This is a genomic window from Streptomyces sp. NPDC002536 (assembly GCF_053594995.1).
This window is the reverse complement of the sequence record NZ_JBSFWU010000007.1, coordinates 34,767-56,267: the sequence shown is the minus strand read 5'-3', so window position 1 is coordinate 56,267 and position 21,501 is coordinate 34,767. Positions and strand designations below refer to the sequence as shown.

Sequence of the window (21,501 nt, the reverse complement as noted above, 5' to 3'; positions counted from 1 at the left end):
GGGGAGCTGCTATCCCCATCTGATGGAGCATCTGATGGGACGTCAGATACGGAGGGTTCACGGATGACCGGAATCGCCGAGCACGACCGGCTCTTCATCGGCGGCACCATGGTGGAACCGGCGACGGACGCCGTGCTCGACGTCGTCTCGCCGCACACCGAGGAGACCATCGGGCGCGTGCCGCACGCCGCGCCCGCCGACGTCGACCGGGCCGTGGCCGCGGCCCGTACCGCCTTCGACTCCGGGGTCTGGTCGGGCCTGCCGCCGGAGGAGCGGATCGCCGTCGTCACCCGCATCAAGGACGCGATCGCCGCCCGGCACGAGGAGTTCGCCCGCGTCATCTCCGCGCAGAACGGCTCCCCTTACTCCTGGAGCGTCCTCGCGCAGGCGCTCGGCGCGGTGATGGTGTGGGACTGCGCCATCTCCGTCGCCCGCGACTTCCCCTACGAGGAACGCCGCCCCGGCGCGCTCGGCCCGCTGCTCGTGCGGCGCGAGCCGGTCGGCGTGGTGGCGGCCGTGGTGCCCTGGAACGTGCCGCAGTTCACCGCGGCCACGAAGCTGGCGCCCGCGCTGCTGGCCGGCTGCTCGGTGATCCTCAAGCCGTCGCCCGAGACGCCGCTGGACGCGTACCTCCTCGCGGAGATCGCCGCGGGGGCCGGGCTGCCGGAGGGCGTGCTGTCGGTCCTGCCCGCCGGGCGGGAGACCGGCGAGTACCTCGTCGGGCACCCCGGCGTCGACAAGGTGGCCTTCACCGGGTCGGTCGCGGCGGGCAAGCGCGTGATGGAGGTCGCCGCGCGCAACCTGACCCGCGTCACGCTCGAACTGGGCGGCAAGTCCGCCGCCATCGTCCTGCCGGACGCCGACCTGGACGCGGCCGTCGCCGGCATCGTGCCCAGCGCCTGGATGAACAACGGCCAGGCGTGCGTTGCCCAGACCCGCATCCTGGCCCCGCGCGTCCACTACGCGGAGCTCGCCGAGCGGCTGGCCGCTGCCGCCTCGGAGCTGACCGTCGGCGACCCGCTCGACCCGGCGACCGCGGTCGGCCCGCTGGTGACGCGGCGGCAGCGGGACCGCTCGCTGGAGTACATCGCGCTCGGGCGGGAGGAAGGAGCCAAGATCCTCGCGGGCGGCGGCCGTCCGGCCGGCCGGGAGAAGGGCTGGTACGTCGAGCCGACGCTCTTCGGGGACGTGGACAACGCGATGCGCATCGCCCGCGAGGAGATCTTCGGCCCTGTCGTCTGCCTGCTGCCCTACGAGGACGAGGAGGAGGCCGTCGCGATCGCCGACGACTCGGACTACGGGCTGTCGGGCAGCGTGTGGACGACGGACGTCGAGCGGGGTGTGGAGGTGGCGCGCAGGGTGCGTACGGGGACGTACTGCGTGAACACCTTCAGCCTGGACATGATGGGCCCCTTCGGGGGCTACAAGTCCTCCGGGATGGGGCGGGAGTTCGGGCCGGAGGGGTTTGCGGAGTATCTGGAGCACAAGACGATTCACCTGCCGGCGGGGTGAAGGGTGAGGCGTTACGAGCTCACAGGAAAAGGGTTTGAGCGAGGCGGCGCCCCGCTGCTACTTTCGCGGTGGACCGTGAAGTCGTCGTATGGAGGTGAGACCCGTGAACACAGTTACCCATGGGTGCTCCCTCAACCCGTCACGGTCCGGCGGCTGACGTTCGGTGTCGCCAGGAGCGCCTGAGACCGAGGCACTCCTGGAAAGGGACTCCGATGAACACGAAGCCTTTCATATCCGGCCTGAGCGAGAACGCGGTGATGATCACGCGCGTCGCGGACAGGCAATGGCATGCACTGGATGACGACCTGGTGGTCGGCCGCGGACATGCGGAACACCGGCCCGACGGGCGCTTGTTCGTCAGTATCGACGCCTGGCACGATGCCGCCTTCGACCGGCTCGCCGAGGCGATGCTGGCGGAACTGCCGGCGCCGTTGTACACGGTGGTCGACGAAGCGGACGTCGAGCTGACGGCCGGCTGGCGCCGGGCCGGTTTCACGATACGGCGCCGCGAGCGGGAGTACGTCGTGCCGACCGACCCGCGGATCACGGGGCTTGAAGAAGTCCTGCCACCCTCGGGCGTGACGATCGTGCCCGCCGGCCGGGCGGACGAGAGTCTGCTGCGGGCGGTGGACCGCGCGATCCGTGACGAGGTCGAGGCGACCGTCGGGTGGCAGTCGATGCCCGCGGAAGTAATTCCCCGCCCCGAAGGCGACACCGTCGTCGACCCGTCGAAGTACGCGGTGGCCGCGGCGCCGGACCGCTACCTGGGCCTGATCCGGGTGGTGACGGTGAACCGGCCGCGCATCGGGCTGGTCGCGGTCCGGGCCGGCGAGCAGCGCCGCGGCATCGCGCGGGCGCTGCTGGCCCACGCGCTGGGGACGCTGCACCGCTCCGGGTTCGCCGAGGCCTGGACCGAAGTCCAGGAGTCCAACCGAGCGGCCTCGGCGCTGTTCGAGGGCATCGGCGCCCGGCCGATGAGCAGCAACCTGGAGCTGGTGCGATGACGAAGAACAAGAACGTCATCGAAGTCGAGGGCAAGGTCGTCGAGTGCCTGCGCAGCGCCATGTTCACGGTGGAGCTGGAAAACGGCCATCAGGTGCTCGCGCACATCAGCGGGAAGATCCGCAAGAACTACATCAAGGTCATGCTGGAGGACCGGGTGCTGGTGGAGCTCCCGCCGTACGACCTGACGCGCGGCCGGATCGTGTTCCGGTACCGGAACTAGGCGCTCCGCGGGAGGGGTGGTGCGTCGACTGCGGGCTCGTCGTGGCTGGTCGCGCCCACGCGGCGGAGCCGCATATGTAACTGTCCCGCGCCCCTTCGGGGCGCGATCACGCACCGCACTTCGCCAAGCCCGCTCAGGTGAACCCGCCCGGCCGATCGTGACCGATGACGGCCGGGCGGGAGGCGGCCTACAAAGTGATCGGCGCCTCGGGGGTGGTCTTCCAGTGCCGGTGTGCGATCTCCCGGTAGCCGGTGTGGTCGGGGTTGGTGCCGGAGTGCCGCCTGGCCCAGTCGAGGGCGCTGTCGATCTCCGCGCATGGACCCGAGCTGTTGGTGCAGGCGGCGCAGTACAGTTCGTGCGTCACCAGGGGGTTGCCCGGCACCTTGACGGACGTGATCTTCCAGCGGGTGAATCCCTGTACGGAACGGGTCACTTGCTCCACCTCGGCTCGTCGTCGGGGAGCAGCGCTCCCTCTGTTCTCGGTGATCTCTCCTGCCTCTACGTAACCGTGGGGTCACGCGCGGCGGTACCGTTGCAGTGGAGCGGCGGATTTAAAGCGTTTAACGCACCACGGGGCGCCAGGAGTTGAGCGATCATGCCGAACGAGTCCCTGCAAGGACTGTTCAAGGAAACCGGCTGGACTCTGAGCCAGTGCGCGCGTGCTGTGAACCTGGTGGGTGCCGAGGACCGAACCCCCCTGCGCTACAACGCATCCGCAGTTCATCACTGGCTGGCCGGGACGACCCCCAAGGAGGGGGTGCGGCACTACATCGTCGAAGCGTTCTCACGGCGGCTTCAGCGCCCCGTCACGCATCGCGAAGCAGGGTTCGCGCTTTCGATCGATCAATCGGGGCAGCAGCTGGATGCGGTGGAAGGGGTGATCGAGCTGGGGAGGGGCGACATGGACCCGTCGCGCAGAGGCGTCCTCGGGGCCGGACTCTTCTCGGTCGCCCTGACCATCCCGGGATGGCCCGACGTCGTGGGGCGCGCCGAGGCGGTGCAGTCGGGCCGGATGACCCGCATCGGCATGAATGAAGTCAAGACGGTCAAAGCGATGACTGAACGTGTCTCGGACCTCGACGACGAGTTCGGCGGTCGGCACGCGCGTCCCATGGCAGCGTCGTTCATGGTCAACACAGTTGCCCCATACCTACGGGCAGAGGCAACTGGTGAAGTGCGACAAGCAATACTCTCCGCAGCATCGGACCTCCTCTATCTCACGGGCTATATGGCGGTGGATGAGGGATTGCACGGACTTGCCCAGCAGTACTACGTCAAGGCTCTGGAGCTGGCGGGCGCCGCAGAGGATCACTTGACTTATTGCACGACGCTGCGCGGAATGTCGGTGCAGGCCGTGGACCTTCGTCACGGGGGCAAGGCCGTAGAGCTTGCAGATGCTGCCTCCGAGGCATCTCCCAAGGCGGGACCGCGTATGAAGGCTTTCCTCACCGGCCAACAAGCGCATGCTGCGGCACAGACGGGTGACAGAAGCAATGCGCTCAAGTACATCCGTGAAGCAGAGGCGGCTATGGACAGGGCGGAGTCGCGCGGGAAGGCCTTTGGGTCCTACGACCCGGCTTCGCTTCACTACCACGTCAGTCAGGTCCGGTACGAGCTGGGAGACCGGCCGGGCGCAGTGGAGGCAATGCTGATGTCCGACCGTGAACGTCAGGGCGTCTACAGGCGTTCGCGTGTTCACCGTCGAGGTCTACTGGCCGAACAGCAGCTGGAAGTCGGGCACCTGGAGGCGGCTTGTCGCACCTGGGGCATGGCGCTGGACGATTACCCACTGGTTCAGTCCGGGCGTGCGGACGAACGCATGAAACGCATGATCGGCCTGCTCCGTCCGCATGTGAAGAATGCATTCGCTCGTGAGCTTTACGATCGTGCGCGGCAGATCATTCCCGCGTCGCTGATTCGCTCCTGATACAGCACTCCGCCTTCGCGAGCCGGGCGCTCCGCTCGACGGAAGGTTTTGTAGTGAGACACAAGACGCTTCGTGCGATCACACGCACCCCGTGCCGTTTTGCCAATTCCGGCCCAACCCTTTGGGGAATCCGAGAAAGGTCGGCGAAACTCCCCGCCGAAGGGCGTCGTCCTCCGATCTGAACGGTGCGGCTGTGGCAGTCGCGCCAGAAGAGGATGGTGAGGCGTGACCTTGTCCCGGATGTTCCCTGCCCGTCGGCGAGCGGCTGCGGCTGCGGCCGCGTCGTTGGCCGCGGTCACTCTGGCCCTGGCCGGTTGTTCGAGCCAGAAGTCGACCGCGCAGCTGGCCGGTTCGAGTGCGGCGAAGCCCGGTGCCTCCCACGCGTCGACGGCGACTTCGGGCGGCGTGCTGTTCGGCGGCGACGCGCAGTTCTCCGGCCTGTCCGGTCTCGGCCGCTCCCCGGCGATCGTGCGCACCTACGACACCGTGGACACTGCCGCCTCGTTCCCCACCGCGGAAGAGACCCGGGCCCTGAACGCCGGAGCAACCCTGCTGGCCAGTCTGGGTACGGGGCCCGGCCGGGACTGGGCGTCCATCGCCGCGGGCAAGTCCGACACCGCCGTGCTCGGATATCTGCGTGCGGTCGACAACGCCGCCACGACACACCACTTGAGCGCTGTCTACGTGTCGTTCAACCACGAGCCCAACGCGAAGGAAGACGCCAAGAAGGGGAGCCCGGCGCAGTTCGTCGCGGCCTGGCGGCACGTGCACCAACTGGCCGCCGGCGCCCACCTGGACAGCCAGGACGGAGGCCACCTCCGCTGGGTGTGGATCCTGACCGCGAACGGCTTCCACCAGCACGGCACCGCCGACCGCTACTGGCCGGGTGCCGAGAACGTGGACGTCGTCGGGGTCGACGGATACGTCTCCGGGGGCTGCTCGAAGCAGGCCACCGGCGCCTACACGGATCCGTCCAAGACCGCCCCCAAGCCCGGCACCGTGTTCGGGGCGGCGCTGACCTGGAGTGCCGCCCACGCCCCGGGCAAGCCGGTGTTCATCCCGGAGTGGGGCAGCGTCCCGTTCGCCGGACCGGAGGTACGGGCCTCGTACATCCAGGCCATGACCGGCTACGTGGCGGCCCACCCGCAGATCGGTGCGGTCATGTACTGGAACGATCACGCGCATCACGACTCCTGCGACTACTCCCTGGGCAGCGACGCCGCCGCGCAGCGTGCCCTCGCCGCCATGGGCCGCGACGCACACTTCCAAGCGCGCCCCTGACGCCCGGCCCGCGGGCGGGCATGCGGATGTTCGATGAGTGATCGATAAAATCGGCCCATGGGGTTGTGGAACACAGGGGGAAGTCCCGTCGGCTGGGCGCAGCCGGCCGTCCGGGATCCGCGGGCGGCCGTGGCATGGCAGGCGCCGAGCGACGTCGAGCAGGGGCTGTACGACGCACTGCTCCGCGGTGACTGGGACGCGTACTTCCATGTGCTGGCCGAGACGAGGCTGTTCCTGGCCGTCCCGCGGGAACGCGCGGACGCCGAGCCTCCCTCAGTGGTCTTCACCCCCTACCGGCATCCCCGGACGGGGATCGTCTGTCTGGCGGTCTTCACCGAGGGCATGTTGCCTGCGCCGGTCGCCGACCCCGTCTTCTGCGGGTACTCCCTGGGCTGGTACGCGCGGGAGTGGAACGACGCCGATCCGCCGTATCTCGCGGTCAACCCCGGGAGCCCCTGCGAGGCGATCATCCCGGCGACGGCGGCGCACCGGGCTGTCTGGAGCGAGCACGCCGACCGCGTGCGCACCAGCGCCTGCGGATGTCCGGACCGCCACGGCCGGCTGCGCGCCCTGTACGTGGGCGGCCCCCTGCACGGCCCGCTCGCCCACGGGCTCGCGTGCGGCGCGCTGCTCTTCGTCAAGAACGGCGAGCCGTGGAATGCCATGGCCTATCACGGCGGTGGCTACTTCCACGAGAAGGACCGGCTCGAGGACTGGTGGGGGGTCGGCGACCCGGAGGGGTGGCGCGACGCCCAGGAGCGGCTGCTGAACGCCGACATGGTCGGTGGTGTATGGGAGTTCGCGCTCGGGGTCCGGCGGGCCATGGCGCAGGACTTCGTCGGGCCGGTCGACGTGGAGCAGTGGCGCCGGACGGCGGAGAACGTCCTGCGCAGGAGGATCGCAGAGGCGGGCGAGACCCGGATCACGCCCGACGGGGTCACCCGGGGGAAGACCCTCGCAGAGGACGAGATCGAGGAGCACGTCGCCGAACTCCACCGGCTGATCGGCCTGATCACGCGTTACGAGGCCCGTTTCCGCGCGGACGGTCTGCTGGCGGAGGACGCGTATGTGCGCACGACGCAGGCCTGGGACCACGGGCGGGCCTCCGGGATGGCCCGCTGGGGTCTGGCCGCGAGGTACTGCACTCTGCACGAGGCCGAGGAGGCGGTCCTGCGCGCCGGTATCGCTGCCAGGTCCGCCTACTCCTCCTGGGAGGAGTTCTCCGCCGCGTACGCCCTGGGGCGTTGCCTCCACTTCGACGAGGAGCAGTTCGGCTCGTGGTACGAGGAGGTTCTGCAGGCGCATCGCATCCTCACCACGGACCCGGGCAGCCCTTGGCTCAACATCCCCTGGGGGCGCGAGAGAAGCATGCTCGGGCAGGGGGCGTGAACATCAAAAGGCCTGGACCAGCATGAAGTTACTCATGCGTTCCGCATGGTCACGTCATGACACCTGTGACTGTTCCGCCCCCGGCCGCCGTGGAAATCTCGTCCTGTCAGCGGACAGGCCGAGGGGGGAACGCTCACGATGGACAAGCGGTACGAGGTCCACTGCCTGGTCGACCGGCATTTCTACGAGACCCCGGACCGTCTGGCCGCCCCCGGCGCCGAGGACGGCGCCGCCCTTTTCGAGCCCGCCCGCCGCCCCGCCCCCGGCGGGTGGCGCACCGCGCGCAGTGGGGACTGGCTGCATCTGATCCCCGACGGGCGGCACCTGCCGCCCCAGGGCTGGAAGATCCACGTCTCGGCCACCGCCGACACCGCGGAGAAGACGGCCGCCGATGTCTGGGACTACTGCGTCCCGCGCGGTATCTCCTTCAAGTTCGTGCCCAGCCGCCCCCTCCTGCACCTGCGCAACAGCAAGTACGCGGCCCGCGACGGCAGCGGGAAGTTCGTCACCGTCTACCCGCGGGACGAACAGCAGCTGCACACCGTGCTCACCGAGCTGCACGAGATCGTCGGCGGGCGGCCGGGGCCGTACATCCTCACCGATCTGCGCTGGCACGAAGGGCCGTTGTACGTCCGGTACGGGGCCTTCGAGCGGCGCTACTGCCTGGACGGGCGCGGCACGCTCGTGCCCGCCGTCGAGGACGGCGAGGGCCTGCTCGTCCCGGACGCCCGGAACCCTGCCTTCCAGGTGCCCGCGTGGGTGACCCTTCCGGACTTCCTCGCACCTCACCTCGCCGCACGCAACGCCACCACCGTCGGTGAACTCCCGTACCGCATCGAGAAGGCCCTGCACTTCTCCAACGGCGGCGGCGTCTACCGCGGCACCGGCACCCGCGACGGGCGGGCGGTCGTCCTCAAGGAGGGCCGCCCGTACGCCGGGCTCGCCGCGGACGGGGCCGACGCCATCGCCCGGCTGGAGCGGGAGAGGACGGCGCTGGAACGGCTCTCCGGACTCGGCGTCGCCCCCGCCGTGCGCGACTGGTGCACCCTCGGCGACCACCGCTTCCTCGTCATGGACTTCGTCGAGGGCCGCACCCTCAACTCCTACTTCGCCGAACGCCATCCGCTGCTCACCGCCGACCCCGACCCCGCCGCGCTCGCCGACTACACGGCCTGGGCCCTGCGGATCCACCGTGCCGTCGAGGAGGCGGTCGAGGCGGTGCACGGCAGGGGAGTGGTCTTCAACGACCTGCACATGTTCAACATCATGGTCGCGCCCGACGAACGGTCCGTCGTCCTCATCGACTTCGAGGCCGCCGCGGACGTCTCCGACGGCAGCCGCCAGGTCGTCGCCCACCCCGGCTTCTGCGCCCCGCCCGGCCGCACGGGCACCGACACCGACCGGTACGCGCTGGCCTGCCTGCGGCTCGCCCTGTTCCTGCCCATCACCACGCTCCTCGCCGTCGACCGCGGCAAGGCCGTCCACCTCGCGGAGGTCGTCGCATCCGAATTCCCGGACGTGCCACGGGAGTTCCTGGACGAGGCCGTCGCCGAGATCACCCGCGACGAGGGCGACGTCACCGCCCTGCCCGAACCCGGCGACTGGCCGCGCAGCCGGGACTCCATGGTCCGCGCCCTGCTCGCCTCCGCCACGCCCGACCGCGACGACCGGCTCTTCCCCGGCGACGTCGCCCAGTTCACCGAGGGCGGCGGCCTCGGCCTCGCGCACGGCGCCGCCGGGGTGCTCTACGCCCTCGCCGAGACCGGTGCGCCGCGGTACGAGACCGGCGAGCAGTGGCTGCTCGACCACACCGACCCCGCGCCGCCCGGCACCCCGCCCGGCCTCTACGACGGGCTGGCCGGTGTCGCCTTCGTCCTCGACCGGCTCGGCCACCGCGACCGCGCGCTCGACCTCGCCGGGACGGTCCTCGGCGAGCGGTGGCAGCGCCTCGGCTCCGGCCTGCACGGCGGCGTCGCCGGCATCGGGCTCGTCCTCGACCACCTCGCCCGCACCACCGGCGAACGGCACTTCCACGAACGGGCCGTCGAAGCAGCCCAGTTGCTCGCCGACCGGATGGCCGCCCCTGCAACGCCGGGGCCCGTCCGGGCCGGGCTGCTGCACGGTGCCACCGGGCCCGCCCTGTTCTTCCTGCGGCTGTACGAGCGGACGGGCGCCCCCGCCCTGCTCGAACTCGCCGGGGCCGCCCTGCGCGCTGACCTGGAACGGTGCGTCCGTACGGCCGGGGGCGCGCTGGCCGTCGACGAGGGCTGGCGCACCATGCCCTACCTCGGCGACGGCAGCGTCGGCATCGGCGCCGTCCTGGACGACTACCTCGGGCACGTGCCGGGATCCGATCTGGCCGAGGCCCGTTCCGGGATCCTCGCCGCCGCCGGCTCGCGCTTCTACGCCCAGCCCGGCCTGTTCCAGGGCCGGGCCGGGATGATCTGGCACCTGGCCCGCACCACCGCCCCCGGGGCCGCCCCGGACCACCTGGCGCGGCAGGTCGCCGCACTGGGTTGGTACGGCATGGCCTACCAGGGCGAACTGGCCTTCCCCGGCCACCAGATGATGCGGCTGTCCATGGACCTCGCCACCGGAACCGCAGGCTGCCTGCTCGCCCTCGGCACCGCCCTGGGCGACCGCACCGCACAACTGCCGTTCCTCCCGCGCCCGCACGGGCGCCCCTGAGCCGGTTCCCCCGCCGATGCGGAGGAGCCGTGGCACCACCCTGTTCAACCCTGTTCAACCCAGTCCCCAAAGAACGTGATGAAAGGAAGAACCATGGCGCTTCTCGACCTCCAGGGCATGGAATCCGAAGAGATCGGCCACGACGGTGGCGGCGGCAGCAATGTCAGCCTGCTCCTCTGCGACAGCGTCGCCAGCGTCCTGCTGTGCCTCTGACACACGCCCTGGTGATCGGTAACCGGTGACCGCTCCGGGCGGGCTCTCCCCTTGGCGGGAGGGCCCGCTCGACCGCACGGAAGGGCTTGTGCCCATGGCCGCGAGGCATCGCCGATCCTGTCTCGGTCCCGGTGACCGGCTCGTCGCCGACGCGACCCGGCACGTCGGCGCCCGTACGCTCGCCCTCGGCCTGACCTCCGTCGCAGGAACCGGCGCCGCCCTGCTGCTGCCCGCCGTCCTCGGCCACACCGTCGACCTGCTGCTCGCGCGGCAGAGCGGCGAGGCGGGCCGCTGGATCGTGTTGTGCGCGCTGCTGCTGTGCGCACCGGCCGTCGTCGACGCACTCGACGGCCTGCTCACCGGCACCACCGCCGCCGGGGCCACGGCCTGGCTGCGGCACCGGGTGCTCGGACACGTCCTCGCCGTCGGGCCGCGGACCACCGCCCGCTTCGCCCCGGGCGACCTCGTCGCCCGCCTGGTCGGCAACGCCGCCTACGTGGGCACGGCCCCCGGCAGCCTCGCCTCGGCCCTCGCCTCCGTCGCCGCGCCGCTCGGCGGGATCGTCGCCCTCGGCCTCGTCGACCCCTGGCTCGCCGTCGCCTTCCTGGCCGGAGCCCCTCTCCTCTTCCTTCTGCTGCGCGCCTTCACCCGGGCCTCCACCGACTGCCTCGCCGCCTACCAGCGCCTCCAGGGCGACCTGGCCGGCCGGCTCGTCGAGGCCCTCGACGGCGTGCGCACCATCACCGCGGCCGGAACGGCCCGCCGCGAGACGGACCGCATCCTGCAGCCGCTCCCCGGTCTTTCCCGCGAGGGCCACCGCATGTGGCAGGTCCAGGGCCGCTCGGCCGCGCAGGCGGCCACCGTGCTGCCGCTGCTGCAGATCGTGGTGCTGGCCGTCGCCGGCCTGCGCCTCGCGCAGGGCGCGCTCAGCGTCGGCGACGTGCTGGCCGCCTCGCGCTACGCGGTGCTGGCCGCCGGGATCGGCGCGATCGTCGGCCGCCTCAACGCCCTGGTGCACGCGCGCACGGCCGCCGGGCGGCTGGCGGAGGTCCTCGCGGAGCCGCCGGCCCGGTACGGGCGGCGCGAACCGCCCGAGGGCGACGGGACGTTGCGGCTGCGCGGGGTGACCGCGGTCCGCGGGGGCCGCCGCGTCCTCGACGGGCTGGACCTGGTGGTGCCGGGCGGTACGACCCTGGCGGTCGTCGGCCGCTCGGGCACGGGCACGTCGGTCCTCGCCGAACTGGCGGGCCGGCTCGCCGACCCCGACGCGGGGGTGGTGGAGCTGGACGGGGTCCCCCTCGGCGACCTCACCCGCACCGCGCTGCGCTCCCGCATCACCTACGCCTTCGCCCGCCCCGCGCTGCTCGGCGGCACGATCGCCGGCACCATCGGGCTGGGCCCGCAGCCCCCCGCCCCGGAGACGGTCGCCGCCGCGGCGCGGGCCGCCTGCGCGGACGCATTCGTCCGCCGCCTCCCGGCGCGCTACGACACGCCCTGCGCGGCGGCGCCGCTGTCGGGCGGCGAGGCCCAACGCCTGGGCCTGGCCAGGGCGTTCGCCCGCACGGACAGCCGCCTGATCGTCCTGGACGACGCGACGTCGAGCCTGGACGCGGTGACGGAACGCCGTATCACCCGCACCCTCCTGACCGCCGCAGGCCCCGCCCGCACCTGTCTCGTCGTGGCCCACCGCCCCACGACGGCGGCCCGCGCGGACCGGGTGGCCTGGCTCGAGGATGGCCGGATTCGAGCGGTGGGAACCCATGCGCACTTGTGCGAGCTGCCGGATTACTGTGCGGTTTTCGAGCCTCCGGAACCGCCCGTTCCGCGGGGCGCGGAGTCATAGCCGTGGACCCCGAACCCGAGGAGAAGCCCGAGGAGGGGCCCGTGGGCGGAGCCCGAACCCCCCGCACCCTCACCCGGCAGGGCGCCCGGTTCCTGTGGCGCAGGCGGCGCGCCGTCGCCGCGCTCGCCGGGTGGTCGGTCGCCGAGGCCGCGTACACCTTCGCCACCGGATACGCCCTCGCCCGGGCCCTCGACGCCGGGTTCCTCGCCGGGAGGTCGGCGACCGGCCTCGCCTGGCTGGCCGGTGCGGCCGTCGCCGTCCTCGTCGGCGCCTACGGCACCGGCCGCACCTACCGCGGCACCGCCGCCCTCGCCGAGCCCCTGCGGGACGCCCTCGTGCGGCGCGTCGTCGCCCGCGCCCTGCACGACGGCGACCGTGCCGCCGTGTCCCGGCTCACGCACCAGGTCGAGATCGCCCGCGACACGTTCGCGGGAGTGGTCATGGTCGCGCGGACGTTCGTCTTCACCGCCGTCGGAGTGCTGGCCGGGCTCTGCCTCCTGGCCCCCGTCCTGCTCGCGTTCGTCCTGCCGCCGCTGCTCGCGGGGCTGGCGCTGTTCGCCGCGACGCTGCGCCCGCTCGTGAGCCGTCAGGAGGCGTTCCTCGACGCCGACGAGGCCGTGGCGCAGTCGCTCGGCGACGTCTGCGCCGGCCTGCGCGACGTCGCGGCCGCGGGCGCCGAGGAACAGGTCCACGCCGGCACCGGGGCGCTCGTCGACGCCGAGCGGGACGCCTCGCGGGCCCTGGCCCGCTGGTCCGTGCTGCGCGTGGCGGCACTGGCCGTCGCGGGCCGGCTGCCCGTCGTGCTGCTGCTGGCCGCCGCGCCCTGGCTGCTGGACCGCGGCGTGTCCGCGGGCGCGCTCGTCGGCGCCCTCGCCTACCTCACGCAGTCCCTCCTGCCGGGCCTGCAGAACCTCATGAGCGGTCTGGGGACGAACGGCTCCCGGCTGGCCGTCGTCCTCCGCCGGCTGACGGCCGAACCCCCGCAGCCGGCGCCCCCGTTGCCGGCCACCGCCGCCCCGGACGCCCCGGCCGTCGCCCTGCGCGGCGTCACCTTCGCGCACGGCCCCCACGCCGACCCCGTCGTCGACCGCCTCGACCTGGACCTCCCGCACGGCTCCCACCTCGCCGTCGTCGGCCTCAGCGGCATCGGCAAGTCGACGCTGGCGGCACTGGTCGCGGGGGTGCTGGAGCCGCAGCGGGGCGAGGTCGAGGTGTGCGGGATCCCGGCGCGGGCCCGGGCGGCCCGCGACCTCCGGGCGCTGATCCCGCAGGAGGCGTACGTCTTCTCCGGCACCGTCGGCGACAACGTCCGCTACCTCCGCACCGACGCGGTCCCCGACCGCGAGGTGCTGGCCGCCGCCGACGCGGTGGGGGCCGGTGAACTCCTGGACCGGCTCGGCGGGTTGTCCGCACCGCTCGTCCCCGGCGAGCTGTCGGCGGGGGAGCGGCAGCACATCGCCCTGGTGCGCGCTTACCTCTCCCCGGCCCCCGTCGTGCTGCTGGACGAGGCGGCCTGCCACCTCGACCCGGCCGCCGAGGCGCGCGCGGAGCGCGCCTTCGCGGCGCGCCCCGGCGGCACCCTCGTCGTGATCGCGCACCGCGCGGGCTCGGCCCGGCGCGCGGGCCGGGTCCTCGTCATGGACGGTGCGCGGACGACCGCCGGGACGCACGCCGAGCTGCTGCAGCGCTCGGCGTTCTACCGTGACCTCATGGGGGACGCAGAGGCTGCGGCCGTCTCACAGCCAGCCCGCCCCCTGCGATATGCGGATCGCATCGACCCGGTTGCGGGCCCCGGTCTTCCGGGTGATGGCGGCCATGTAATTGCGTACGGTCCCGTTCGACAGGTGCAGGCTGCGGGCGATCTCCCCGATGGAGGCCCCTTCCGCGGCAAGTGACAGCACACTCAGCTCTCTTCGGGTCAGCGGCATGGCGGCGGCCTCCAGGAAGCCGTGGCCGAGCGACTCGTCGATGTACCGCTCGCCCTTGGCCACGTGCCGGATGCCCTCGACCAGCCGGTCCGGCGAGGTGTTCTTGCTCAGGTATCCCAACGCGCCCTCCTCGAAGGCCCGGCGCAGCGGCCCCGGCCGCCCGGGCGTCGCCAGGGCGAGCAGGGCGGCGCCCCCGCCGTCCGGCGCGTGACATCGGTGCGCGAGGTCGCCGATGCCGCGCGGGCCGCCCGCCTCGGGGCCGTCCATGTCGACCACGCACACGTGCGGCCGCAGTGTCCGGTGACCGGCGGCTGCTCCTTGCCAGGGTGCCGAGGCGACTTCCAGGTCCGGCTCTCTGCCGATCACGGTCGCCAGCGCCGTGCGCAGTAGGTGGGTGTCGTGTATGAGCAGGACTCGGATCACGTTTCCGTCCCTCCCCGTTCCCTGTGACGAACCATCCCGGTCACGTCGGTCAATTCATACCGACGTGAACCACTGTCCTGGGTAGGGAAGTTAGGACGCCCGGGGGCGCGAGGACGTACCGAATCGGCCACGTGTGCCCCGCGCGCGAGCGGCTTGCGCCTACCGGGGTGCCACCCGGTGATGTCACCCGGCGATGAGCCGGCACACCGTCTCGATGTCGATCTTGACCTGGGCGATGGAGGCCCGCCCCGACAGCCAGGTGATCAGCGCGGAGTGCCAGGTGTGCTCGATGACGCGCACGGCCGAGAGCTGCTCGGCGCCCGGCGCCCCGGTCAGCCCCATCGCGTCCAGGATGATGGCCGTGGTCAGCCGGGACACCGCGTCGACCTCGGCGCTCACCGACCGGTCGGCGAAGGTCAGGGCCCGCACCATGGCGTCCGCCAGGTGCGGTTCGCGCTGCATCGCGCGGAACGCCCGCATCAGCGTCTGGGCGACCCGGGCCGCCGGGTCCTCCTCCGTCGGCGGCCGCTTGCGCAGCGTCGCGTGGAGCTGTTCCAGCTGGTCCTGCATCGTGGCGACGAGCAGGTGGACCTTGGAGGGGAAGTAGCGGTAGAGGGTGCCGAGGGCGACGCCCGCGGACTCGGCGACCTCGCGCATCTGCACCGCGTCGTAACCGCCGCGCCCGGCCAGCCGGGCGGTCGCCTGGAGAATGCGGCGGCGCCGCTCCTCCTGACGCTCGGTCAGGGGCACGGCGGCGGTGCCGGGCGGCGCGGCCGGCCCGGCGGGCGGCGTGCGGTGTGCAGTCATGTGTCCCATTCCGCTCCAGCCCTGCGGTGGTTCTCCGTACGGCCCGGACGGCACAGCATGGCAGGGGCCGGGCCGTGGCGCGAATCACCCGGCGGCGCCCTTTCGGCCGCCCGTCGTGCCGGTAGATTCAGGGCTTCCGGACGACTCAGTCTGAAACTTGTTCTAGATTAGCGCGACCGGTTACGCTCCGGCGGAACAGCAGCGACAAGGAGGCCGGAGTGACCGCTGAGGCCACGGAGGCAGCGTTCACGCGGGGCGGCGACCTCCCGGCCGGGGGCGGTGACGACCGCCCGCTGCGCATCGCGCTGCTCACCTACAAGGGGAACCCGTTCTGCGGCGGCCAGGGCGTCTACGTACGCCACCTCTCCCGCGAACTCGCCCGCCTCGGCCACACGGTGGAGGTCATCGGCTCCCAGCCGTACCCCGTCCTCGACCCCGAGGAGGGCGTGCGCCTCACCGAACTCCCCAGCCTCGACCTCTACCGGCAGCCCGACCCCTTCCGCACCCCCGCGCGCGACGAGTACCGCGACTGGATCGATGCGCTGGAGGTCTCCACCATGTGGACCGGCGGCTTCCCCGAGCCGCTCACCTTCAGCCTGCGCGCCCGGCGCCATCTGGCCGCGCGGCGCGGCGACTTCGACGTCGTCCACGACAACCAGACCCTGGGCTACGGCCTCCTCGGCGGCCCCGACCTGCTGGGCGCCCCGCTCGTCACCACGATCCACCACCCCATCACCGTCGACCGGCAGCTCGACCTCGCCGCCGCGCCGGACTGGAAGCGGCGCGCCTCCGTGCGCCGTTGGTACGGCTTCACGCGCATGCAGAAGCGGGTCGCCCGGCGGCTGCCGTCCGTCCTGACCGTCTCCGGCTCCTCGCGCGACGAGATCGTGCAGCACCTCGGCGTGCGGCGGGAACGGATCCACGTCGTCCACATCGGCACGGACACCGACCTCTTCTCGCCGGACCCGTCGGTGCCGGAGGTCCCCGGACGCATCGTCACCACCTCCAGCGCGGACGTCCCCCTCAAGGGCCTGGTCCACCTGGTGGAGGCCCTCGCGGTGGTACGGGCCCGCAACCCGCAGGCCCACCTGGTCGTGGTCGGCAAGCGCCCCGAGAAGGGCCCGGTCGCCACGGCGATCCGGCGCTGCGGGCTCGACGGGGCCGTGGAGTTCGTCAAGGGCATCAGCGACGCGGAACTCGTCGGCCTGGTGCGCTCCGCGCAGGTCGCCTGTGTGCCCTCGCTGTACGAGGGCTTCTCGCTGCCCGCCGCCGAGGCCATGGCCACGGGTACGCCGCTGCTGGCCACGACGGGCGGGGCCATCCCCGAAGTCGCGGGCCCCGACGGCGAGACGTGCCTGGCCGTCCCGCCGGGCGACCCCGGCGCCCTGGCGTCGGGCCTCGCCCGCCTGCTGGACAACGAGGAGCTGCGCCGCCGGCTCGGCTCCGCCGGGCGGGAGCGGGTCCTGGCGCACTTCACGTGGCGCCAGGCGGCGTTGGGGACGGTGCAGCAGTACCGTGCCGCCCTGAGGGCGAACCGTTGAGGTGCTGGACCCGAACCGCAACCCTCTCCCGGGCGGCAAGCCCAGAAGGCAAGGACCCGTGCTGACCGTCGATTTCTCCCGCTTCCCGCTCGCCGCGGGCGACCGCGTCCTCGACCTGGGCTGCGGCGCGGGCCGCCACGCCTTCGAGTGCTACCGGCGCGGAGCGCGCGTCGTCGCCCTCGACCGCAGCAGCGAGGAGATCCGCGAGGTCGCCAAGTGGTTCGCCGCCATGAAGGAGGCCGGCGAGGCCCCCGCCGGGGCCACCGCCACGGCCATGGAGGGCGACGCCCTCGCGCTCCCCTTCCCCGACGCCTCGTTCGACGTCGTCATCATCTCCGAGGTCATGGAGCACATCCCGGACGACAAGGGCGTCCTCGCCGAGATGGTCCGCGTCCTCAAGCCCGGCGGCCGGATAGCCGTCACCGTGCCCCGCTACGGCCCGGAGAAGGTCTGCTGGGCGCTCAGCGACGCGTACCACGAGGTCGAGGGCGGGCACATCCGCATCTACAAGGCCGACGAACTGCTGCGCAAGATGGAGGAGGCCGGCCTCAAGCCCTACGGCACCCATCACGCGCACGGCCTGCACAGCCCCTACTGGTGGCTCAAGTGCGCCTTCGGCGTGGACAACGACAAGGTGTTGCCGGTCCGCGCGTACCACAAGCTGCTGGTCTGGGACATCATGAAGAAGCCGCTGGCCACCCGGCTCGCCGAACAGGCCCTCAACCCGGTCATCGGCAAGAGCTTCGTCGCCTACGCCACGAAGCCGCACCTCCCTGCGCAGGCCGCCGAATGACCAGCCCCGGACGCACCGAACGCCTGGTCCTGCCCGGCGTCCTCACCGCGGAACAGGCCACCCGCACGGTGGCCGGCATCGCCGCGACCCAGCGCGACGACGGCGCCATACCCTGGTTCCGCGGTCACCACCTCGACCCGTGGGACCACGTCGAGGCCGCCATGGCGCTGGACGCCGCCGGCGAACACGCCCGCGCCGAGGCCGCGTACGCCTGGCTCGCCCGGCACCAGAACCCCGACGGCTCCTGGTACGCGGCCTATGCCGACGGCGACGCCGACGAACCCACCGACCGCAGCCGCGAATCGAACTTCGTCGCATACATCGCCGTAGGCGTCTGGCACCACTATCTCTCCACCGGCGACGACGCCTTCCTCGACCGCATGTGGCCGACCGTCTACGCCGCCGTCGAGTTCGTGCTGCAACTGCAGCAGCCCGGCGGGCAGATCGGCTGGAAGCGGGAGGACGACGGCACGCCCGTCACCGACGCCCTGCTCACCGGCTCCTCCTCCGTCCACCAGGCCCTGCGCTGCGCGCTCGCCATCGCCGAGCACCGCGAGGAGCCCCAGCCGGACTGGGAGCTGGCGGCCGGCCTGCTCGCGCACGCGATACGGCACCACCCGGAGCGGTTCCTGGACAAGAACCGCTACTCCATGGACTGGTACTACCCGGTGCTCGGCGGCGCGGTCACCGGCCCGGCTGCCAAGGAGCGCATCGAGGAGGGCTGGGACCGCTTCGTGGTCCCCGGCCTGGGCGTGCGCTGCGTGGTGCCGAACCCGTGGGTGACGGGCGGGGAGAGCTGCGAACTCGCCCTGGCCCTCTGGGCGATGGGCGAGTCCGACCGCGCGGTGCAGATCCTGCAGTGGATCCAGCACCTGCGGGCCGAGGACGGCATGTACTGGACGGGCTACGTCTTCGACGACGAGGCGATCTGGCCGCGGGAGTGCACGTCGTGGACGGCCGGTTCGCTGCTGCTGGCGGTGGCGGCGCTGGGCGGGGACGAGGCGACGGTGACGGTGTTCGGGGGAGAGCGGCTGCCGTCGGGCCTGGAGCCGGACTGCTGCTGAGAGTGCTCCCGTATGCCTCCTCCGAACGGCCCGTTCCGGATGGCGGCGGCCCGCGGCGTGGGTAAGGCTGAGGGACGCGTCCCTGTCCCCGAGCCCCGCCGGAGGCACCCGTGGCATCCGTGGCACCTGTGAACCGCCGCGCCCGCACCGCCCTGGCCGCCCTGCTCGCCTGCTGCCTGCTGTTCGGCGGTGCGGTGGCCTGCGGCGGCAAGAAGAAGGAGAAGGCCGGGGAAGAGGCGACGCCGACGAGCTCGGCGGAGAAGCAGAAGTTCGCCAAGACCCGCTTCGTCGCCAACGCGGGCCTCGCGGCCGGGGCCACCTATCAGTGGATCATCAAGCCCTTCAAGAGCGGCTCGTTCAAGAAGGGCGCGGACGGCCGCACGGTCGCCCTCGTCAAGGCGGGCCTGGCCGGCACGTTCGCGTACAACCGCCTGAAGGCCGCCACGGAGAACGCGAAGGGCGACCCGACGCTGACGAAGGCCCTGGCACCGCTCACCGCGGGGATCGACTCGCTCAAGAACCTCTCCACCAAGATCCGCAAGGGAGATGCGTCGGACGCCGACGTGAACTCGTTCGGCGACGTCATCAACGGGGTGAAGGACGCGGGCAAGAGCGCGGGGGCCGAGGTCAAGGACAAGGTCCCGTCGTACTCGGAGGTCCAGAAGGGCTGAACGGCCGGTCCGGGCAGGGGCGTTGTCAGAGGCGCCCCATACAGTGGAGCCCATGAGCGCTTTCCCGTATGAACGCTACTGTTCGGAGATCGTCTCCCAGACGGGCCTGTTGAGGGCAGCCTTCCAGGGCGCGGACCTCTCCGCGCCCGTCCCCACATGCCCCGACTGGACCCTGGCGGACCTCCTGCTCCACCTGGGCACGGCCCACCGCAACATCGAGAAGGCCGCCCGCGAGCGGGCCCGCGAGCCTCTCGCCGACGCGATCCCCCTCACCCCCGCGGACGGCCCGGACCCCGCCGATGCGGACGCCCTCGACGTCTGGCTGGCGGACGGCGCCAGGACACTGGCGCGCACCCTGCGCGACGCGGGCCCGGACGCCCGGATCCAGCCCTTCGGCATCGACCGGAGCGCGGCGTTCTGGGCCCGTCGCGCTGCCCACGAAACGGTGATCCACCGGGCGGACGCGGCGGCGACGACGGGCGCCGACTACACGGTGGATGCGGCGCTGGCGGCCGACTGCCTGGACGAGTGGCTGGAGATGGTCTCCCTGATCATGACCCTGGGCATCCGCCCGGAACTGAAGGACCTCCTGGGCCCCGGCCGCACGATCCACCTGCACACCACGGACACTCCGCCGGAGGCGGAGGGCGAGTGGTTCCTCGACCTGACGGGCGACGGGATCGCCTGGCGCCACGCCCACGAGAAGGCGGCGGTGGCGGTCCGCGGCCCGGTCGCGGACGTCCTCCGCGTCCTCTACCGCCGCCTGCCGGTGGACTTCGACACGGTGACGGTCGCGGGGGACCGCGGGGTGCTGGATCTTTGGCTGGAGAAGGCGCGGTTCTGAGCCTGGTGTGCTCGCTGCCCCTACGCCGGGCGGCGAGCACAGCGCCCGGCCGGGGCTGCCGTCACATCGTGCGCTCGATGGCCTCGAAGATGTCGGAATCGGTCTCGCGCTGCCATGCGGGCAGTTGGTCCCAGTCGGCGACGTAGCCGGGCTTCGGGTCGTCAATGTGCTTGTGGATCTGGGCGATCCAGCACGTCGCGACGAACCGTCCCTTCTGTTCGCGCGTGAGCTTGGCCGTGTTGCCCGCGCTGACGTCGACGAACGCTGCTACCTGCCCGTACACGGCGGCGGCGGACTGCCGTTCCCAGTCGGGAGTCTCCTCCCAGGGGGTGACGTATCCGGGCTTGGGCTCGCCCGGATAGTGCATCTTGACCCCGGCGATCCATGCCTCACGGAATGCGCGACCTTGCTCCTCGTGCACGGTGATTCCTCTCCTGGGTTATCCAGCGACATTCAATGTTGAGATGCGAAAGATGAGTTCAGAGACGCGACTGTCCGGCATCAGCGATTCCAGCTGGGCGCGCAGACCGTTCAACTTGCGCGCCACGTAATCTGACCCCGTTTGGTGGGCCAGCTCGATCGCGGCGTTGGCACAGCCAAGCGCTTGGTCTACGTCGCGTCGTTGCACTCCCAGCGAGGCAAGGCCGGTAAGTACACTACCTTTTCTGCGTGCTGAGAGATTCGCGGTTCGCCCATGCAGCGGGCCGGACGGCGGTTCCGGCCCGCGTTGTGGTCTCGTTGAACGTTGGCTCTCTACCCGCGAGTTGCGAGCAACGCGGTCATGGTTGGTTCCTGGCCCTACGCTCCATCTCCCGCACGGCAGCCCTGACCGCATCACCAAGGTCTTCGGGAGATGTGAGGGTGGGTGTCGTCCTGCCGTCGTCCTGTTCCGGGACGACCCACACGCGGTCCCCGAGGTACCTGCCTGGCGGTGGTACGAACAGCTCGGCACCAGAGGGGTAGACGCTGAGCCCTGGTGTCTTGGCCAGATGGATTCGGGCTCCAACTGGTAGCCAGCCACCATGTGGATCGTTCCAGTCCACCCATCACGTATGGGCCGATGTGTCGCTTTCCGGCCCTGAGCTGGGTGATGGCCGCAGTGGCCAACGTGAAGTCGATCCGGGCCAGGTCCCACTGCCGCCCGGTAACGAGTGGCGCGGTCTTGCCGGCAGCCCAGAGCTCGATGACGAGCTTCGGGTCGGACGCCGCCTTGTACAGCCAGCGGATCGACTTTGCCTTCCACGCCTTCGTATCAGGGTTCGTGGAAGCTCCGGGCAACGCTGCCGTTGTCATCGGTCTCATGCGTGCAGGATCTTGTGATTCGCCGCACGTGCTCGATACCCCGACGGTAA

General features: G+C 71.8%; 18 protein-coding genes and 1 pseudogene. 15 read left to right on the top strand and 4 right to left on the bottom strand.

All coding sequences use genetic code 11. The annotated features are described in order from the left end of the window. The first annotated feature begins 63 nt into the window (after positions 1-63). From ACWD4B_RS04660 to infA, 3 genes are all read left to right on the top strand, one after another. Positions 64-1,512 carry an aldehyde dehydrogenase gene (locus ACWD4B_RS04660; RefSeq protein ID WP_451419380.1) on the top strand — a complete coding sequence of 483 codons (1,449 nt, stop codon included), beginning with the start codon at positions 64-66 and terminating at the stop codon, positions 1,510-1,512. A gap of 212 nt (positions 1,513-1,724) precedes the next feature. Continuing rightward, a complete protein-coding gene (locus ACWD4B_RS04655; protein WP_451419379.1) occupies positions 1,725-2,516 on the top strand; it encodes a GNAT family N-acetyltransferase in 792 nt (263 codons plus the stop codon). Next, positions 2,513-2,737, top strand: a complete 225-nt coding sequence (gene infA / locus ACWD4B_RS04650) for a translation initiation factor IF-1 (protein WP_390777832.1) — start codon at positions 2,513-2,515, stop codon at positions 2,735-2,737. Before ACWD4B_RS04655 ends, infA begins: the two co-directional genes overlap by 4 nt. Positions 2,738-2,924: 187 nt before the next feature. Here the strand turns inward: infA and ACWD4B_RS04645 are convergent, their stop codons facing one another. After that, complete coding sequence (locus ACWD4B_RS04645) at positions 2,925-3,170, bottom strand: DUF7848 domain-containing protein (RefSeq protein ID WP_451419378.1); 246 nt, start codon at positions 3,168-3,170, stop codon at positions 2,925-2,927. Positions 3,171-3,332: 162 nt separating this feature from the next. On the opposite strand from ACWD4B_RS04645, the gene ACWD4B_RS04640 reads away from it, so the two are divergent. The 7 genes from ACWD4B_RS04640 to ACWD4B_RS04610 all read left to right on the top strand — a co-directional run bounded on the left by ACWD4B_RS04640 (position 3,333) and on the right by ACWD4B_RS04610 (position 13,973). After that, on the top strand, positions 3,333-4,664 hold the full coding sequence (locus ACWD4B_RS04640) for a tetratricopeptide repeat protein (RefSeq protein ID WP_451419377.1): 1,332 nt from the start codon (positions 3,333-3,335) through the stop codon (positions 4,662-4,664). A gap of 240 nt (positions 4,665-4,904) precedes the next feature. Further along, positions 4,905-5,945 (top strand): hypothetical protein, encoded by a 1,041-nt coding sequence (locus ACWD4B_RS04635; RefSeq protein ID WP_451419376.1) that lies wholly within the window; start codon positions 4,905-4,907, stop codon positions 5,943-5,945. Positions 5,946-6,002: 57 nt separating this feature from the next. After that, positions 6,003-7,334 carry a DUF1266 domain-containing protein gene (locus tag ACWD4B_RS04630; protein WP_451419375.1) on the top strand — a complete coding sequence of 444 codons (1,332 nt, stop codon included), beginning with the start codon at positions 6,003-6,005 and terminating at the stop codon, positions 7,332-7,334. Positions 7,335-7,472: 138 nt separating this feature from the next. Beyond that, entirely contained in the window at positions 7,473-10,022 is a 2,550-nt protein-coding gene (lanKC, locus tag ACWD4B_RS04625; protein WP_451419374.1) for a class III lanthionine synthetase LanKC, read from the top strand. Positions 10,023-10,115: 93 nt separating this feature from the next. Continuing rightward, entirely contained in the window at positions 10,116-10,235 is a 120-nt protein-coding gene (locus ACWD4B_RS04620) for a SapB/AmfS family lanthipeptide (RefSeq protein ID WP_451419373.1), read from the top strand. 94 nt (positions 10,236-10,329) lie between these two features. Beyond that, positions 10,330-12,078, top strand: a complete 1,749-nt coding sequence (locus ACWD4B_RS04615) for an ABC transporter ATP-binding protein (RefSeq protein ID WP_451419372.1) — start codon at positions 10,330-10,332, stop codon at positions 12,076-12,078. Between the two features lie 2 nt (positions 12,079-12,080). Further along, the gene (locus ACWD4B_RS04610) at positions 12,081-13,973 is read left to right on the top strand and encodes an ATP-binding cassette domain-containing protein (RefSeq protein WP_451419371.1); all 1,893 of its coding nucleotides are present in this window, start codon (positions 12,081-12,083) and stop codon (positions 13,971-13,973) included. Here the strand turns inward: ACWD4B_RS04610 and ACWD4B_RS04605 are convergent. Both ACWD4B_RS04605 and ACWD4B_RS04600 read right to left on the bottom strand, forming a co-directional pair. Beyond that, a pseudogene (locus ACWD4B_RS04605) lies at positions 13,899-14,273 on the bottom strand (LuxR C-terminal-related transcriptional regulator); the annotation flags it as partial. The gene ACWD4B_RS04610 and the pseudogene ACWD4B_RS04605 overlap by 75 nt on opposite strands. 339 nt (positions 14,274-14,612) lie before the next feature. Next, complete coding sequence (locus ACWD4B_RS04600) at positions 14,613-15,245, bottom strand: TetR family transcriptional regulator (RefSeq protein WP_451419370.1); 633 nt, start codon at positions 15,243-15,245, stop codon at positions 14,613-14,615. A 209-nt stretch (positions 15,246-15,454) separates the two neighbouring features. Here ACWD4B_RS04600 and ACWD4B_RS04595 point away from each other — a divergent pair, with 209 nt between their 5' ends. The 5 genes from ACWD4B_RS04595 to ACWD4B_RS04575 all read left to right on the top strand — a co-directional run bounded on the left by ACWD4B_RS04595 (position 15,455) and on the right by ACWD4B_RS04575 (position 20,149). Beyond that, complete coding sequence (locus ACWD4B_RS04595) at positions 15,455-16,777, top strand: glycosyltransferase family 4 protein (protein ID WP_451419369.1); 1,323 nt, start codon at positions 15,455-15,457, stop codon at positions 16,775-16,777. Between the two features lie 58 nt (positions 16,778-16,835). After that, positions 16,836-17,570 carry a class I SAM-dependent methyltransferase gene (locus ACWD4B_RS04590; RefSeq protein WP_390777823.1) on the top strand — a complete coding sequence of 245 codons (735 nt, stop codon included), beginning with the start codon at positions 16,836-16,838 and terminating at the stop codon, positions 17,568-17,570. Then, on the top strand, positions 17,567-18,634 hold the full coding sequence (locus ACWD4B_RS04585) for a prenyltransferase (RefSeq protein WP_451419368.1): 1,068 nt from the start codon (positions 17,567-17,569) through the stop codon (positions 18,632-18,634). The genes ACWD4B_RS04590 and ACWD4B_RS04585 overlap by 4 nt, the downstream gene beginning before the upstream one ends. 110 nt (positions 18,635-18,744) lie before the next feature. After that, positions 18,745-19,305: a hypothetical protein gene (locus ACWD4B_RS04580; protein ID WP_451419367.1), complete on the top strand. Its 561-nt coding sequence runs from the start codon at positions 18,745-18,747 to the stop codon at positions 19,303-19,305. Positions 19,306-19,357: 52 nt separating this feature from the next. Beyond that, entirely contained in the window at positions 19,358-20,149 is a 792-nt protein-coding gene (locus tag ACWD4B_RS04575) for a maleylpyruvate isomerase N-terminal domain-containing protein (protein ID WP_451419366.1), read from the top strand. Between the two features lie 61 nt (positions 20,150-20,210). On the opposite strand, the gene ACWD4B_RS04570 is transcribed toward ACWD4B_RS04575, so the two are convergent. Continuing rightward, positions 20,211-20,516, bottom strand: coding sequence for a hypothetical protein (locus tag ACWD4B_RS04570; protein WP_451419439.1), 306 nt, complete (start codon positions 20,514-20,516; stop codon positions 20,211-20,213). Positions 20,517-21,501: the final 985 nt, after the last annotated feature.

Excerpts from the sequence above, each read along its gene's own strand:
- ACWD4B_RS04660 (WP_451419380.1), top strand. The coding sequence starts at position 64 with ATGACCGGAATCGCCGAGCACGACCGGCTCTTCATCGGCGGCACCATG.
- ACWD4B_RS04640 (WP_451419377.1), top strand. The coding sequence starts at position 3,333 with ATGCCGAACGAGTCCCTGCAAGGACTGTTCAAGGAAACCGGCTGGACT.
- infA (WP_390777832.1), top strand. The coding sequence starts at position 2,513 with ATGACGAAGAACAAGAACGTCATCGAAGTCGAGGGCAAGGTCGTCGAG.
- ACWD4B_RS04585 (WP_451419368.1), top strand. The coding sequence starts at position 17,567 with ATGACCAGCCCCGGACGCACCGAACGCCTGGTCCTGCCCGGCGTCCTC.
- ACWD4B_RS04600 (WP_451419370.1), bottom strand. The coding sequence starts at position 15,245 with ATGGGACACATGACTGCACACCGCACGCCGCCCGCCGGGCCGGCCGCG.
- ACWD4B_RS04620 (WP_451419373.1), top strand. The coding sequence starts at position 10,116 with ATGGCGCTTCTCGACCTCCAGGGCATGGAATCCGAAGAGATCGGCCAC.
- ACWD4B_RS04655 (WP_451419379.1), top strand. The coding sequence starts at position 1,725 with ATGAACACGAAGCCTTTCATATCCGGCCTGAGCGAGAACGCGGTGATG.
- lanKC (WP_451419374.1), top strand. The coding sequence starts at position 7,473 with ATGGACAAGCGGTACGAGGTCCACTGCCTGGTCGACCGGCATTTCTAC.
- ACWD4B_RS04635 (WP_451419376.1), top strand. The coding sequence starts at position 4,905 with ATGTTCCCTGCCCGTCGGCGAGCGGCTGCGGCTGCGGCCGCGTCGTTG.
- ACWD4B_RS04615 (WP_451419372.1), top strand. The coding sequence starts at position 10,330 with ATGGCCGCGAGGCATCGCCGATCCTGTCTCGGTCCCGGTGACCGGCTC.
- ACWD4B_RS04575 (WP_451419366.1), top strand. The coding sequence starts at position 19,358 with ATGAGCGCTTTCCCGTATGAACGCTACTGTTCGGAGATCGTCTCCCAG.
- ACWD4B_RS04570 (WP_451419439.1), bottom strand. The coding sequence starts at position 20,516 with ATGCACTATCCGGGCGAGCCCAAGCCCGGATACGTCACCCCCTGGGAG.
- ACWD4B_RS04630 (WP_451419375.1), top strand. The coding sequence starts at position 6,003 with ATGGGGTTGTGGAACACAGGGGGAAGTCCCGTCGGCTGGGCGCAGCCG.